We start from the raw sequence: 14,505 nt of genomic DNA, 5'->3' as shown, positions 1-14,505 counted from the left end.
GTCACTTAGGTAATGAAATATATTCTTGTATAGGGTTAAAACTCTGCTAATGGGCGCAAGGAATAATAACGAGAAGAAAAAAAATAACCTGGTTTATTACCTTTACAACTGAAGTGCAGGCAGGGTTTTAGGACAGAAAAAAATTCACCGAAGAATGAATAAAAATCCTCACCCGGACGTTTACTGACGTCACTCCCCACTCACCCTGGAGTTTTATATGCGCACAACCTCGTTTCGTTTGATCCCGGTGCTGATTTTTTCTTTGCTGTCCCCGCTGGCGCTGGCCATGGGCAATAATAGTACCGAGAGCAAAACGCCTGATTGTCCTTCCGGACAGGTGTATGACAGCGCCACGCAGAAATGCGTGCCGGACAAGAGCAGCAGCCTCAGCGACCAGGACAAAACCAACTATGCTTACCATCTCGCGAAGAAAGGCGAGTACCAGGCGGCGCTGAACCTGCTGGATTCGCTGAAGAATGGCAACACGGCTGAAGCGTGGAACTATCGCGGGTTCGCCACGCGCAAACTGGGCCGAACGGACGAAGGGATTGGTTATTACCAGCGTGCGCTGGCTATCGCCCCGGATTACGCCAAAGCCCGGGAGTATCTCGGTGAAGCGTGGATGGTGAAAGGACGTCCCGACCTCGCGAAAGAACAGCTGAAGGTCATTGCCGGAATCTGTGGCCAGTCCTGCGAGGAGTACCGTGACCTGCAGGCTGCCATTAATGGACATCCGGAATCCTGATCTTCTCGTGGAGGGAAAACCCATCGCAACCCGTGAGGTTCGTCAACAGCTTGCCGCACACCTGCCGCGCCTCTGGCGCTATGGGCTGGTGCTGTCGCGAAACAGGGATATCGCCGAAGAGCTGGTTCAGTCCACCTGCGTGCGTGCGCTTGAAAGAAGCAGCCAGTATACGCCTGGCACGCGCATCGACAGATGGCTGTTCGCGATCCTGCACTCCATCTGGATCTCTGAGCTTCGGGCACGACACGTTCGCCAGGGGCAGGGATTTGTCCCCAGCGACGAGCTGCTGGCGCCCGACACCCGCGAACAGAATGAGACGCGCCTGCATTACCTGAAGGTGATGCAGCGCGTTAATGCGCTGCCCGAAGCCCAGCGCAACGCGGTATTTTTGGTTTATGTCGAAGGCTTTACCTACCAGGAGGCGGCGGAGACTCTGGCGGTGCCGATCGGTACCGTGATGAGCCGACTGGCGACGGCGCGGGCTCGGCTTGCCAAATCCGCTGACGCACTGCCTCCGGTAAAGGAGAAACGCTCTTGAACGCGCACCGTTTTGCACCGCCCTATAACGACGACGCCATCGTGGCCTGGATAGATGGCGAGATGTGCCGCGCCGACGCGCAGTTATTTGAAGAACAGTTAAAATGTGACGAACGCCTCGCCGGGCGAACCGACGAACTGATGAAAAGCAGCCAGGATTACGCCGGGGCGTTTGCCTCCCTGCTGGATGATGCGCCTCTTGAGAGGATGCAGGCGCGTCTCGCGGCACTTCCCGACCCGCAGGTCTCGACGGCGGCTGGCGTCAGCCGACGGGCGCTGATCGCCGCCTCGGCCAGCTTTTTGCTGGTGGGTTCCGGGCTGGGGTATCTGCTGCATCCCTCAGCTGCGCCTGCGGATGAGAACGCCCATATCCGCGACCTCGAAGCGCAATATATGTCCCTGTACAGCGTCGAGACGCTGCTGGATATGGACAGCGCAACGCCGGTTCTGCAGCGCGGGCTGGAACGGGCCGCGCAGGACATCGGCATGACGCTAAACCTGTCGCAGCTTACCCTGCAGGGGGCTGAGCTTAAAATGGTGCGCATACTGCGCTATGAAACGACGTCTATCGCGCAGATAGCCTGGATCAACGCCGACTACGGCCCGATGGCCCTCTGCATTTCGCCTGTTGATAAGAAGACGACGGCCTCGCTCCAACAGGAGCAGCGGCACAGCATGAACCTGGCGTGGTGGCAGGAGGCGGGCTATCAGTTTGTCCTGATTGGCCGCAACCCGCCGTCTCACCTGCGGGGAAACGCTGAGCGGCTGCAGCGCGTGATCTCAGGATGACGGCACCTTGTTAGTCTGTATCGCAATGGCGATGGCAATACGATCGTCAACGACCAGGGCAAACTTATCCATCCCGTAGGACGCGCGTGATATCGCGGTGGTGGCATCCAGGGTGAGGGCCTGCGCATGCGGGTCTTTCACCCCGGCCTCCAGGATCACCGGCCGGGCAATGTTTCGAACGGTCAGCGTGCCGAAGACCCTGAACCGTCCGGCGCCCTGGTCGACCACGCGAGAGCTGATGAACTCGATGGTCGGGTAGTGCTCCGCATCAAAAAACATGTTGCTTTTTAATTGCCAGGTGAGCAGCGTGTTTGAGGCCACCAGGGTTGCTACGGGAATGGTGACGTGGATGTGGTCGTCAACGTCGTTATCCGGATTGAGCGTTACGGCACCCGTCACGCCGCTGAACGTCGCCCAGGAGAGGATGCCGCCGAAGGCGTGCCACGAGAGCCGAATGGCGGTGTTTTCGGTGTCGATAAGGTAGCTTTTTGGGGCAGCATGCAGGGAAGGGCATAACAGCAGAACGGTCACAAAGGCCAAAAGGCGATACATAGTGGTTTCTCCGATAAGTGCGCACTGCGTAAACGCCTGAGGTGCTCATTATATTCGAAGAAATAAAAAAGGCCGCAAGCGCGACCTTTTCGTGAGGATAACTAATTACTCAGTGACTTTCTTTTCCAGCTCGCTGGCACCTTCTTTGGTTTTGTTCCAGCCTTTCTCCGCGCCTTCTTTGGTGGCATCCCACCCTTTCTCGGTGCCTTCTTTGGTTTTATGCCAGGCTTTCTGGGAATCTTCGCTAACCTTGCTGCCAAAGCTTTCGCTTTTACCTTCCGCAGCATGCTTCTGTTTCAGCTTCAGCTCTTCACCTTTGTTCTGCTCTTCGTGCAGTTTTTGCTTCGCCTCGTTGGCGTTTGCGTTCGCCGCCGCGACGGTATCGTCAGTTGCATGTGTGGTCGCAGCAAATACTGGGGAAGCCAGCAGAACGGCAGATAATGCTATAATTGTTTTTTTCATAATATCCTCATTTAACGTTATCGGTTATGAGCGTGATTCAGCATGGCACAGGCGAAACGGGATGGCTTTAGGAAAAAACTGTAATGAGATCAACATGCCCTGATGAGAGGTATTTAGCCTGAGGATTATCCAAAGGATAATACGCCTATTTCCGCGAGGGCGGCGAGCGTCAGGAGAATGAATATTATGACGGTTATGGGTCTGTACATGATGGGGTTCCTTCCGGGTTGAGCGGCTATTCCGTAGCGCTGGGTGGGGGTGTTTTTTTATTCTCCATAGGGGGAGGGGCGGTGTCGTTGATGTTGGTCAAAGGGAGAGGATAGCTTCTCAAGCGAGAAGATGAATGAGCTCTGCAGGGCTGGACGTAGTGATTGTGGTGGAATGATCGCAGATTCACTCCCTTCTCGCTGGCGGCTCGCTTGTTCATGGCGGGTTTGATAAATACTCCGTTCTCGATTATGTCGTTGTGGTAGACCCTCTCTACTATGACGAAATCACGGCTCAGCGTATTGTGTTCGCCGGAACACTGGGTCACCTGCTCCATGCTTTCACCGGGGAACATGTGGGAGAGCCTCGTCTGCTTAGCCATGCTGAAAGCCGGAGCCCGGGTCTGAAAGGTTTTGGTCTGTTCCGCCCCCATGTTCAGACGACGTTTGCTAAAAAATGGTCGTCTGAATTTCGGTTGTGAGGTTCTTCCTGAGTGCTTAGATTCATTTTCAATCTATCGAGAGGGTGTGAATATGAACTTTGCAGAACGCCACTATCAGCATGTGCCTCTTCTTATCGCCAACGTCTGGGATGCCGCCAGTGCTGTCGCTGCGCAAAAAGCAGGCTATCAGGTACTGGGAACGTCCAGCGCGGCAATCGCGTCCACACTGGGATATGACGACGGGCAGGGAGTACCGTTTGATGAGCTATTTTATATGGTCACCCGGATCCAGGCTGTGAGCAACCTGCCAGTGAGCGTTGACATGGAAGCAGGGTATGGTGATTCAGCCAAACAGATAGCAGACAATTTGCGGCGCCTTGCTCAGACAGGCGTCGCAGGCGTTAACCTTGAAGACAGCCGAGTCATAAACGGGGTTCGTCAGCTTGACGATGCCTCTGATTTTTCCCGTAACTTGAGAACAGTGTGCGATACGCTGAGAAGCGAAAATTATAGCCTGTTCGTGAACATCCGGACTGATACGTACCTGCTCGGGCATGAAGACGCGTTGCAGGAGACAATATTACGGGGTCAACGCTATAAAGCTGCAGGTGCTGACGGCCTTTTTGTTCCCTGCCTCACGTCAGAGAAAGACATCAGCCTCATTGCAGAGGCAACGGGATTGCCTTTGAATGTCATGTGTATGCCCGATCTTCCGTCATTCGACAGGCTGAAACGGGCAGGGGTAAGCCGCATTTCAATGGGCAATTTTGTTCATTCAGCGATGCAGTCAACGCTGACTGATGTCATGCATGCGATCCGATCTCGTCAGACGTTTGAAGGACTTTTTGGTGATGAAAATAACCGATAAAAATCTGTGTGATATCTGGTATCAGGCATTACTTGAACGTGCTTCAGACTACACTGGCGTGTTTTTTGTTGGCGTCAAAACCACGGGCGTTTTCTGCATTTCGGTATGCCGGGCGCGAAAGCCCAAGCGCGAAAATGTCGAATTTTATAAAGATGCCAAATCTGCCCTGGCGAACGGCTTTCGTCCCTGTAAGGTCTGCAGACCTGCGGAAAATGCGCACAGCGCGCCATTATTCGTTGAGCAGGCGCTTGCGCTTGTCAGGCGCGATATCAAATCCCGTGTAGCAGACGCGGAGCTTCGTCAGCATGGCATCAGCCCGGAGCGGGTAAGGCGCTGGTTCCTGCAACATCACGGCATCACTTTTCAGGCTTTCCAGCGAATGCAGCGGGTCAACGTTGCCCTGCAGGAGCTGAAAAGTGGACGAGCGGCGACTGACGTTGCGCTGGACAATGGCTATGAATCGCTGAGCGGCTTTGGTTATACCTACAAGCGGCTTACTGGCGCAGCGCCGACTCAGGCAACCCAGGTGATTGTCATTCACCGGTTTACCACGACGCTTGGACCGATGTTTGTCTGCGCAACAGACCGAGGAGTCTGTCTGCTGGAGTTTACCGATCGCCGGATGTTAGAAACAGAATTCCGCGATATCCAGCGTTTATTTAACGCCAGAATCGTCACCGGCGAAAACAGCCATACCCGGCAGACAGTAAAAGAGATCGGCGAGTATTTTGCCGGAACGCGCCGACAGTTCGATCTCGCTTTAGATGCTCCGGGCAGTGATTTTCAACAATCCATCTGGCATGCGTTGCGTGCGGTTCCCTATGGACAGACCTCACACTATCAGGCCATTTCACTACGGCTTAATAAGCCCAATGCTGTGCGCGCCGTCGCTGCCGCTAACGGTGCCAACCGGATTGCGATTGTGATCCCCTGTCACAGGATAATTGGAAAAGATGGGACGATGACAGGTTACGGAGGGGGGATTTCACGCAAAGAATGGCTTATTGAGCATGAGAGAAATTATGTTTAATGGCGTGACATGTTGAGGGCAATAAAAAGCCAGCAGGGCTTGCACCGTGCGGGCTCTTAGGACTTCATCGGATGACTCTGGTAATCACCGATGGGCTGGCGTCCTTGTAATTGGTGGACGAGGTGGTTGAGTTTGTTAGGGATTTTGATTTTTTGCGTGAAGGGGAAGGCGCAAAAAGAGCGGCGATGATGTTGATATGGAAGGGTTTTTGTATCTTCTTGATTTTTAAGTTGATTGTTGGGTGCGGGATTTTCCGTGCTAGTTTAGGCTCTGGTGGACGCTATAGGCTTGTCGTTCGTTTCCGAAAGTGAGCGTTTCTGTCGGATAATTCACTCTCTTGAATTTTCCAGACTGTAGACCATGCTCACCTAATACACACTAACAACCGAAGGCGATACAGGTAGTTTGCCTTTGATATATCTAATGATGCCCCTTTAACAATAAGAGAGCACCATGCTTGAACTCCGTCCTAATTGCGAATGCTGTGATAAAGATCTGCCACCTGAATCAAAAGAGGCATTCATCTGTTCATTTGAATGCACATTCTGCGTCGATTGCGTGTCTCAACGACTTAATGGCCGGTGTCCGAACTGCGGAGGGGAGCTGGTGCGACGTCCAATACGCCCCGAAGCATCCCTCCTGCGACACCCTGCATCCAGTCAGCGTCGCTATAAACAGTAGAGATGAAAACTATGTTCGCTCCTTGCTTATAACGCTCTTCATGATCTTGCTAGCCGTCCGTTGAATGCCACACGCGAACGTTGCTAACTTTGGCCCTTATTTATCAATGGGGGCAGATCAGTCAATCTATATGCTATTTGTTTTGCTCTTAAGTTCTGAACTATAGTGCCGATAGGGAAATTAAGTACTTTTGTCCTAAGGAAGCAAGGTTGTGAAAGATTTTTCAAAATACTCGAAAGCGTTAGGGATGGCTAAGTTCTATGTTTATGCATTTTATGACACTGAAGATGTATCAAAAAAACCGTTTTATATAGGCAAAGGCAAGTCAGAACGCTGTCTTGATCATATAAAGTGTAATGATGGCTCTCCGAAATCAGAACGAATTAATCATCTGTTAAAAACAGGAAATCTGGGAATCGACATACTACGCCATGGCATGGATGAGGCAACCGCGAAGCTTGTTGAAGCAACATGTATTGATCTCTTAGGTGTTGGAGAACTGACCAACAAAGTACGAGGAAGCAGCTCACTTATGGGGCGAATCACGCTGGATGAGCTCAACCATCTCCTTCTTAAGCAAGAGATGGAAATTGCACCTGAACATGCAGGGCTCGCTTTTTTGCTAAACAGCACCTACAAGTCTGGCATGAGTGCACTTGCATTATATGAAGCTACGCGTGGCGTCTGGGCAAAAGTACCAAAAGATGAAAACCTGCAGTTTGCATACGCAACCTATGGCGGTTTGGTGATGGAAGTCTACGAGATACAGTGCTGGCTAAAGGCAGGCTCTCAACAGTACTTTACTCGGGAACTGATTATCCCCCCCGAAACCAACCGTTCAGAGTTTGTTGGGCGAATTGCATCACCAGAAGTCAGAGAATTATACGTAGGCAAGCTAATCAAAAAATCGCGCAGTCACGGTAGTCCTTTCGTAAAAGTTGGGCTGGCACAATAAACCGACTTGCTTTCCATCCATTGGTTAATACACCTTAATGCTTTTCATGTTGTTGAGGCTGCCAATGTCCGCTTCGTGCCATAAGCGGACGTTGAAGTGCCAGATACTCCCTAAACGCTGATGGTTAGTTTTGCTGGGATGATTACAATTTGACGCGGGCATAGTTGCCTACCTCGCGTCAAAGATAATTTAAATATTAAATATCTTTATTTGAAGATATTCATCGTTTACTACATGAATTCTATCTTGATAACTTTTTGATCTAGGAAAAACTCGCCAAGATGTAAAATCTTCTGACAAAAGTTCTTTCTTTCCATTTACGACTCTAAACAATGCATCGCTATCAGTCTCAATAAATTTCCCGGCAGTGATATTTTTTAGTTTTAACACTGCATCACTTTCGTCTAACTCCCAGCCTTTAACCTCTACCCAACTACCAGCTTTGAAATAAAATCTTTTATTATTTGAATCTACAGCATATAGCCTACTGCCTTCGAACCATGAGTGTTGTATTTCTTTTTTGGATATATCTTTTGCTGTCTCTTTATTTAGAATATTTGCTATTTTTTTTATATCATCTTCTGTTATTCTATTCTGATTGCTATTGTTATTTCTTTTAAACCTAGAGTCACTGTCTATTGAGTCGAACATATACATTGCTTTACTATCTAACCCGTCTAGAATTGCCAAGGTGGAGTTGGAACTCCATTCGCAGTCTAAGCAAATATTATTATCGATAATTTTTTCTTTATTCTTATGGAAGCCAATCTTTTGTAACTGCTCTACGCCATCATTCATTATTTCGAGCGCACCATTATCACCTGCGGCAAGAATAGTTCTTCCCCAAGAACCTGTACTGAGACCAAAAACTTTTGCTTCTTTCCATAGAGGGATAAGTTGGTTAAATTTCATGACCTTACCATTATCCCATTCTTCCAAAAATGGCAAAGAGACAAGGCCACGTTCTGAGGAAATATAGAGTATATTATCCTTTACATCTAAATCAGTATTCCATACATCTAAATCGCAACAAGTTCCTTTTTGATTCTTTTCTAGAAATTCTTTATCAAAAAAAATTGTTATGTTCTCTTCAATTTTTAAATTATTATCATTTCTGCAGTCAAGAATTTTTTTGTGAAAATTAGAATGGTTTGAATATAATCTAAAATAACTATCTACCAAATTTCTCCAGCTATAAGAACAAAGAATTCCATTTGTATCGACTGTGAATAGAACTCCAGAGTATATAAATGAGTCAATAAAATCGCCAGCGATATTTATATTGATTTCAGCCATTATATTTCCCCGCTATCTAGGTTTATTCAGTTTCATGATTGATCTTTTAGGGATGCCGGGTGTTTGGCTCCAAACTTTAAAAACTTCACTACATGGAAAGTCAGTAAGAACATTCACAGGGTATCCGTGCCAATGGTTTTCTCTATGTTCAACGAATTTAGCTATGACAAGCTCTGTATATTGTTTACCTTTAGGCACATAGCGAGGGCGATGATCTTCACCTAAGGTTTCCAAAGTATTACCTACAGCTTTTAAAGACCAGATTATTTTATCCTGAAACCAATGAGCATTAAAACCATCCATGAATACTTGTTTCTCTTCTTGAGAAGTGATCACCCATTTACTCTTTTCAATTTTATTCCAGCCAGGAATTCTGTGATCACTTTTACACTCATAATTAGGTAAGCACATGTTTTATTCCTTTGAAAATCAATCGATTTTTATAATAATTACATTTTCATGCGTTTGAAGCCAGTGGTCAAGAGCTTTAGCTTTATAAAACCGAAGCTAAACCACCTTCTACGCTAAGTGATTGAAAATTAGAATATAAAATGATCCTACTTGATTTTAGGGGGGTAGTAATACAGCCTCTGCGAAATGATCAGGTGCAAAGTATGCATACTGCATCTGATCTTACCCACCAATAGTGGATACGGGCTAAATGAGTAGACCTCCGCTGCTCACACACAGCGGACCCGACAACGAGCTGGTTGGTCCGCTGTGTGCCAGATAACGGACGCTAGAGCACCTATAAAAATTTTGGCTAATTGTTCTTAGAGTTAATAGTTAGACATATTATTTTAATTTGGTAGATATAAGCTATCCCACCATTTATTTAATATAGAATGAGTCATATGGAAAAATATGTTAAGATTGATTGGTGCCTCCTTTGGAGTCCATGTCCCTCCTAAGGTCGATGAGGCCAATGCAGTCACACCCATTTCGGAAATACCAAAGTGGCTATCTGGTGCCGAGCACATAGGGGCTGGGAACGGTTGGCCAGTATGTAGTGCAATAGAACGCAAATTATAAATCTTAATAAAGATATCTTTCAGTGGTTGTTTCTTCCATTTTATTCGACCAAAATTAGGGCGTTCCTGTGGTTCATCAGGTAGGAATGCAACACAAAAATCTCGGAATTTTTTTCCTGCCCCGAATGTACTGGAAAACTCATCGGATATAATTGGTATAAGATTTCTGTGTTGTTCGTTATTTAATTCATTGAATAAATTAGGTTTTGACTCTTTAAATTTTTCAATATTGCTTCCCTTACTCTGATCCCATTGTTGAGCCGCGGTCTCCAAGGCTGAAACCATGAGTAGCCATGCAAGATTAGGTGAAGATTCACAAATCCAAAGACTGTCCTGAAAACTTCTTGCTGCTCTTATCAAATGATTGAAATCCGTTTCATTCAGATGATGTATGTTGTTTACTTCTTTTAACCCCTCGATACTTATATTTTTTTTGCAGAATGGAATGATTAATTTTTTATTTTTACTGAAAAAGGGTGGCGGTGGGTTTTGTTCTGCTCTTGGCTGCCCATACTCTGGGGCGTAGTAATTATATTCTCTTGTGACTGTGCCAGCGTGGGCTCTAACACCAAGTTTTAAACTGATGAGTGCCGCAATTTCATCAGTATACCATCCTCCATGAAAATCAGAAGTATAAGGCTCCGCACCTAAAAATACCATCTTGTTTATATCTACAGACCAATTAGCTCGTATTGTAATAGAAGGAACCACATCATCATGGGATAATGGAAGCATATTTAAAAAAGAATATGCTTCTTCATCTGAGACTTGACCGGTAAATCTACTATCAGAATAAATGATAAATTCAACAATCGATATTATATCGGCATTCTCATTAAGCAATTTTCTATTGCGATAGGATAGCAAACTTGCTCGCATCATGCTGTTTTCGTCAATCATAAAAAATCCTTTATCTAAATACTCATTAAGGTTCGGGAAAATTAACTTAAACAACCACTATCCAATATTTATCCTTTGAAAGAAGATAATACCAGTGTAATGCGAGTATTTGCAACATCAAACATCAATAGTTCATATGCAAATGAGAAGAGACTTTCCTATTTATAACCGATTCATGCAAATGGGGCAGTTATTATGATGTTAATTAACCAAGCTAATTACTACGTCCGCTTCTCGCTCATAGTGGACATGTCCTACTGTTATTCTCTACGTACCAAGAGTATAAGCCCAGTATATTAAGTGCATTAAATGATCATGTAAGTTTGAGCCTTAATCGTGGTTGAGGTTATTGAGAGAGCCGAGCCTCAAGGTGTAACGGTCTCGCCTTTTCACCTCACTGCGTGTTGATGCCGAGTAGGTTAATTAACTGCTCGACAATCTTGTCCTCATCGAGAGCCAGATTCACACTAGCCACCTGTAATTGTTCCTTGCCTGCTAGAATCCTATAGCCTGCATTCAGAGGTTGCGTTCCCAGACCTGCATGATGTGGATAGAGAAGCATAACTTGTGGGCATTGATAAATCCGTGCATAGGCCATCATTTGGTAAACATCAGCCTGCGATATGCCATGCCTGGCATCTTCGGGATGACGCCCAATACGCTTCCATTTAGTGTCTATGATCATAACAATCTGATGGTCCCGCTCGATAAGCAGATCCGGTCGGGTCTGGAAGCGTGGTTTGCCTTCTTTTACGTCCTCGATCAGACAGTATAATCTGCCTGCCTGTGCACGAACCGTCCATTCCGTACCGCGTACAGCACGCTTCGCCAGCGCCGCTATATATGCCTCGAACAGGTCGTTCATTGGGAAAAGCAGTGTAATCCCGTTCTGCGCTCGTTTATCGTGGTGTGTAGCTTGCCAGTCGCGTCGCAGGAGAAGACGTGCCAGATTGTAGAGGGCTTCCCAGCGATGATTGGTTCGGTCGATCCGTACCTGTGACCACGGCAGATGACTGAAAGGGACGTCGCTAACACCCGCTAACAGGATGCGCAATTCATTCAGACGACGGAGCGTATCAGCAGCGCGGGCATAATGGTGAAGCAGAACTACACACGCCTTCATAATTCGAAGCAGGGCGGTATCAGCCGACAGTTCGTCGTAACGACAGGCGAGACGGTCGGGGCGGACGGCAAGCGTAGTGAATTGTCGTTTGATATTGAGCCTTCCGCGCAATGAAGGCAAATCGTCTTCCTGTGCCAAATAGGTGCGCGGTAATCCCCGATGTACTTCAGATAAGAGTCGCTCGGCGAACAAGCGGATGAGTATCTCAAGTAAGCTTTCAGCTTGTCTCGCCATTGTTGCAGCCTGTCCATTGCCGAGTTTAAGGCCGAGGGCGACATCAAGCATACGTATCAGGCGATTGCGTATTGTGGCGTCCGGTTCTATCGTCTCGTCGTCGAATTTGGGCAGGATCTCAAGGCTACATCCCGGAGCGGCAATGACCCCAACCATTTGCCCGGAAATAATTTTGTTATGGCGATCGATTAAGATATTAGTACCGTGCTGATTTGCCAGCGGATGCTCGCGCGCCGCCGTAAGCAGCGCGTTAGCCTGAGGGCGGGTAAAAGCATGAGGAGCGTTTATGCTGCTTTCAGTGTTCACACAAACACCACCCCATTCGCGAACCGTGAGGTGCGTCATTCTTTCGATTCACCAGCCACCTCAAGATCGGTGACATTTAACGTTCTGGTTTTGCCTATCAGTCGATCAAAGGCGTCATTTCTGAACGGTGCACGTACCGACCAGCTTGATAATGGTTCCCCCTCTATTCCGGGTGGCGGTAAAATCTGCGCTTCCTGCATAAAACCATCGCCCAGCACTGCCGCGATTCGGCTCCAGTCCTCGAAGAAATACTCTTGTAACAGCGGTATGACCTTATTGCGCACTGCATCTTCAACTTGTGCCCTGGATTCACAATTGATAAAGAAGGCGTGTCCAATGCGATATTCCCGACCTATAAGATATTCAATACGCTGGTTGATGGTGGTAAGAACGGCTTTGAGATCGATCCCCTCTACTTCACTTAGCAGGGTTGCGTCGGGAGCCATTTCCCGGAAGTTGAATCGCCGCCTTAATGCTGTGTCGAGCAATGCGATGGATCGATCGGCGGTATTCATGGTGCCTATGATATGAAGGTTGGCGGGGATGCCAAAATCTTTCTTTTTCGAATAAGGCAGAGTTACGGTGAGTGCATCAGGCATTCCAAGACGTTTATCCGGCTCAATTAACGTAATCAGTTCACCGAACACTTTCGAGATATTTGCCCGGTTGATCTCATCAATAATGAGGACGAATTGTTCTGGTTGTCCTTTAACATCGGAACTATTATCCAGGTTCTCTGTACTCGAGAGCAGTCTGCCTAGCGCCGGGATATTCACACGACTGGTGGCAATGGAATAGAGCGTCCGCATGGTGAAGTTACCATCGATAATTGTATCGAGTGGCAGTGGTTCATCAAGGGTCAGTAGCCAGCGAACTGGGCGGCGGTGGGCATAGTAACCTTCGGCTTCAGGAACGAAATAGTAATCACCAGTTATTTCAGCGATAGCGCGAAACGCAGTGTTCCCGTAAGGGACAATCACGATATCACCAGGCTTCATTTCGCAACGGAAGGGATAGGTTTGCGTCCAGTTACTAGGCGTCAGATTCCCTGGATTTTGCTTGATCCATTCATCATGAATCGCGTTGAACGATGAGAATCTATCCGCGCTCCAGTCTATGGTCCCACCCCACCCCAGAGCGATATACCCATTGTCGCGGGCATCTTCATACACATCGTCTTCGGTGCCAATTGTCCCTTGCCCCATTTTCCAGAAGCGTTTCTGGGATAGTTGCAGTGCCGAGGCATCTGTCTGTGCACGGGGTTGTGTTCTGGCCTGATCGGCAAGGGCACAAATTTCTCTGAAGAGCCCCGGCGTAGGCATGAGTCTGAATCCAGCAGACGAAGACTCATCTTCACCGATTTCTGGACGAAGACCCTCAACGAAGGTTTCGTAGTCATAGCTCTGGTGGAATGTGACGAAAGAGATTCTCTTTTCTGCCATCAGTTCGTTATAGCGCGCCATCAGGGCCACACGCCCATCTTTTGAGTTCGGATAGGCATCTTTGCCATCGCAGAGCGCTACGGCTTCCCTCGCCGTGTGATAGGTCTTTCCGGTACCTGGAGGACCGTAAAAAATAAGGTTAGTCGGAGTTGGTTTAGTCTGGGCCACCAGTTCGCTTCCTTCCGTAAGGATGAACGTATATTTCCGGGTTGTGCTCTTTTTAGGTCCTTCCGTCACCGGAGGGGGAACATCCGCTAGTTCCTGAAATTTTTGACCATCAAGAGCCTGACAGATGTTCGGCCATCCCTTGTCGAGACCCATTTCAGTATTCAGAGGACCAACTACCAGGGTGACACTTGCGTCACCTCGCTCTCTGGCTGGGGTGATGTAGTTTTCAAGGACATAATCCCGAATTTCGTCGGCCTGAGAGTCATCACCGCTCAGGAAGCGTCCATATTGTCCGAGCCAGCTATTCCAGTTGGACAATCGGTTAAGCGGTTGCTCTGATTCAGGCATTAGCAACCGATAGTCATCGCCGTTATCTTTGGCATCACGGCGAATCTCTTTGATCCGCTGTCGCAATTGCGCAAATCCATCCGCCTTGTAGGCTGCATCCAGATCTGCATGAGGAGAACCAAGTGCTGCGAGATTTTTTTCTATAGTTTTGACAGCATAAATACGGGAATTGAGGCCTGCTTGCGTTTTGGCGCCTTTGCTCTTCAACCATTCCTGAAATTCAACTTCGAGCATTTCCGATGCCCTCTCATTTTCGTTAACTTACTGATAGCTATCATTGTGGATGATGGAAGGGGCAGTACTGCAACTCTTCGCTACAGATTGCCAATAATATTAATCTTCCGTGCTGATTGTCTCGCTTGCGGGGCGAAGAGTTTGATCAACCTGAC

At 47.9% G+C, this 14,505-nt stretch carries 14 protein-coding genes and 1 pseudogene; 8 read left to right on the top strand and 7 right to left on the bottom strand.

Annotated elements, in window-relative coordinates:
• The first annotated feature begins 217 nt into the window (after nucleotides 1-217).
• The 3 genes from B498_RS05200 to B498_RS05210 are packed head-to-tail and all read left to right on the top strand — an operon-like array spanning nucleotide 218 to nucleotide 2,071.
• Nucleotides 218-745: a tetratricopeptide repeat protein gene (locus tag B498_RS05200; RefSeq protein ID WP_008502544.1), complete on the top strand. Its 528-nt coding sequence runs from the start codon at nucleotides 218-220 to the stop codon at nucleotides 743-745.
• A complete protein-coding gene (locus tag B498_RS05205; RefSeq protein ID WP_008502543.1) occupies nucleotides 726-1,283 on the top strand; it encodes an RNA polymerase sigma factor in 558 nt (185 codons plus the stop codon). The genes B498_RS05200 and B498_RS05205 overlap by 20 nt, the downstream gene beginning before the upstream one ends.
• A complete protein-coding gene (locus tag B498_RS05210; protein WP_008502542.1) occupies nucleotides 1,280-2,071 on the top strand; it encodes an anti-sigma factor family protein in 792 nt (263 codons plus the stop codon). Before B498_RS05205 ends, B498_RS05210 begins: the two co-directional genes overlap by 4 nt.
• On the opposite strand, the gene B498_RS05215 is transcribed toward B498_RS05210, so the two are convergent.
• Together B498_RS05215 and B498_RS05220 are read right to left on the bottom strand one after the other, a co-directional pair.
• The gene (locus tag B498_RS05215; protein WP_008502541.1) at nucleotides 2,063-2,623 is read right to left on the bottom strand and encodes a YceI family protein; all 561 of its coding nucleotides are present in this window, start codon (nucleotides 2,621-2,623) and stop codon (nucleotides 2,063-2,065) included. The two genes, B498_RS05210 and B498_RS05215, sit on opposite strands and share 9 nt — an antisense overlap.
• A gap of 105 nt (nucleotides 2,624-2,728) precedes the next feature.
• The gene (locus B498_RS05220) at nucleotides 2,729-3,085 is read right to left on the bottom strand and encodes a hypothetical protein (RefSeq protein ID WP_008502540.1); all 357 of its coding nucleotides are present in this window, start codon (nucleotides 3,083-3,085) and stop codon (nucleotides 2,729-2,731) included.
• Between the two features lie 385 nt (nucleotides 3,086-3,470).
• Between B498_RS05220 and B498_RS22520 the strand changes: the two are divergent.
• The 5 genes and pseudogenes from B498_RS22520 to B498_RS05235 form a co-directional block, all read left to right on the top strand.
• Nucleotides 3,471-3,668: pseudogene (locus B498_RS22520) on the top strand (nucleotidyltransferase domain-containing protein); the annotation flags it as partial.
• Nucleotides 3,669-3,825: 157 nt separating this feature from the next.
• On the top strand, nucleotides 3,826-4,602 hold the full coding sequence (locus B498_RS05225) for an isocitrate lyase/PEP mutase family protein (RefSeq protein ID WP_008502538.1): 777 nt from the start codon (nucleotides 3,826-3,828) through the stop codon (nucleotides 4,600-4,602).
• On the top strand, nucleotides 4,586-5,632 hold the full coding sequence (locus tag B498_RS05230) for a bifunctional transcriptional activator/DNA repair enzyme AdaA (RefSeq protein WP_008502537.1): 1,047 nt from the start codon (nucleotides 4,586-4,588) through the stop codon (nucleotides 5,630-5,632). Before B498_RS05225 ends, B498_RS05230 begins: the two co-directional genes overlap by 17 nt.
• Before the next feature lie 453 nt (nucleotides 5,633-6,085).
• The gene (locus tag B498_RS22515; RefSeq protein WP_071530982.1) at nucleotides 6,086-6,313 is read left to right on the top strand and encodes a DUF1272 domain-containing protein; all 228 of its coding nucleotides are present in this window, start codon (nucleotides 6,086-6,088) and stop codon (nucleotides 6,311-6,313) included.
• Nucleotides 6,314-6,524: 211 nt separating this feature from the next.
• Nucleotides 6,525-7,268 carry an LEM-3-like GIY-YIG domain-containing protein gene (locus B498_RS05235; protein ID WP_008502536.1) on the top strand — a complete coding sequence of 248 codons (744 nt, stop codon included), beginning with the start codon at nucleotides 6,525-6,527 and terminating at the stop codon, nucleotides 7,266-7,268.
• Between the two features lie 189 nt (nucleotides 7,269-7,457).
• Here B498_RS05235 and B498_RS05240 read toward each other — a convergent pair whose 3' ends face one another.
• The 5 genes from B498_RS05240 to B498_RS05255 form a co-directional block, all read right to left on the bottom strand.
• Nucleotides 7,458-8,564, bottom strand: a complete 1,107-nt coding sequence (locus tag B498_RS05240) for a hypothetical protein (RefSeq protein WP_008502534.1) — start codon at nucleotides 8,562-8,564, stop codon at nucleotides 7,458-7,460.
• Between the two features lie 12 nt (nucleotides 8,565-8,576).
• Nucleotides 8,577-8,975 (bottom strand): hypothetical protein, encoded by a 399-nt coding sequence (locus B498_RS23195; protein WP_008502533.1) that lies wholly within the window; start codon nucleotides 8,973-8,975, stop codon nucleotides 8,577-8,579.
• Between the two features lie 389 nt (nucleotides 8,976-9,364).
• On the bottom strand, nucleotides 9,365-10,495 hold the full coding sequence (locus B498_RS05245) for a hypothetical protein (RefSeq protein ID WP_008502532.1): 1,131 nt from the start codon (nucleotides 10,493-10,495) through the stop codon (nucleotides 9,365-9,367).
• Nucleotides 10,496-10,889: 394 nt separating this feature from the next.
• Nucleotides 10,890-12,197: an McrC family protein gene (locus B498_RS05250; protein ID WP_008502531.1), complete on the bottom strand. Its 1,308-nt coding sequence runs from the start codon at nucleotides 12,195-12,197 to the stop codon at nucleotides 10,890-10,892.
• On the bottom strand, nucleotides 12,194-14,350 hold the full coding sequence (locus B498_RS05255) for an AAA family ATPase (protein WP_008502530.1): 2,157 nt from the start codon (nucleotides 14,348-14,350) through the stop codon (nucleotides 12,194-12,196). Before B498_RS05255 ends, B498_RS05250 begins: the two co-directional genes overlap by 4 nt.
• Between the last annotated feature and the right edge of the window lie 155 nt (nucleotides 14,351-14,505).

The sequence above is a fragment of the Enterobacter sp. SST3 genome (assembly GCF_000286655.1).
Taxonomy (GTDB): domain Bacteria; phylum Pseudomonadota; class Gammaproteobacteria; order Enterobacterales; family Enterobacteriaceae; genus Enterobacter; species Enterobacter roggenkampii.
Note: the sequence above shows the minus strand (reverse complement) of the source record. Positions and strands in the feature narration are given on the sequence as shown.

Excerpts from the sequence above, each read along its gene's own strand:
- B498_RS05225 (WP_008502538.1), top strand. The coding sequence starts at position 3,826 with ATGAACTTTGCAGAACGCCACTATCAGCATGTGCCTCTTCTTATCGCC.
- B498_RS05245 (WP_008502532.1), bottom strand. The coding sequence starts at position 10,495 with ATGATTGACGAAAACAGCATGATGCGAGCAAGTTTGCTATCCTATCGC.
- B498_RS05220 (WP_008502540.1), bottom strand. The coding sequence starts at position 3,085 with ATGAAAAAAACAATTATAGCATTATCTGCCGTTCTGCTGGCTTCCCCA.
- B498_RS22515 (WP_071530982.1), top strand. The coding sequence starts at position 6,086 with ATGCTTGAACTCCGTCCTAATTGCGAATGCTGTGATAAAGATCTGCCA.
- B498_RS05205 (WP_008502543.1), top strand. The coding sequence starts at position 726 with ATGGACATCCGGAATCCTGATCTTCTCGTGGAGGGAAAACCCATCGCA.
- B498_RS05255 (WP_008502530.1), bottom strand. The coding sequence starts at position 14,350 with ATGCTCGAAGTTGAATTTCAGGAATGGTTGAAGAGCAAAGGCGCCAAA.
- B498_RS23195 (WP_008502533.1), bottom strand. The coding sequence starts at position 8,975 with ATGTGCTTACCTAATTATGAGTGTAAAAGTGATCACAGAATTCCTGGC.
- B498_RS05200 (WP_008502544.1), top strand. The coding sequence starts at position 218 with ATGCGCACAACCTCGTTTCGTTTGATCCCGGTGCTGATTTTTTCTTTG.
- B498_RS05240 (WP_008502534.1), bottom strand. The coding sequence starts at position 8,564 with ATGGCTGAAATCAATATAAATATCGCTGGCGATTTTATTGACTCATTT.
- B498_RS05230 (WP_008502537.1), top strand. The coding sequence starts at position 4,586 with ATGAAAATAACCGATAAAAATCTGTGTGATATCTGGTATCAGGCATTA.
- B498_RS05215 (WP_008502541.1), bottom strand. The coding sequence starts at position 2,623 with ATGTATCGCCTTTTGGCCTTTGTGACCGTTCTGCTGTTATGCCCTTCC.
- B498_RS05250 (WP_008502531.1), bottom strand. The coding sequence starts at position 12,197 with ATGACGCACCTCACGGTTCGCGAATGGGGTGGTGTTTGTGTGAACACT.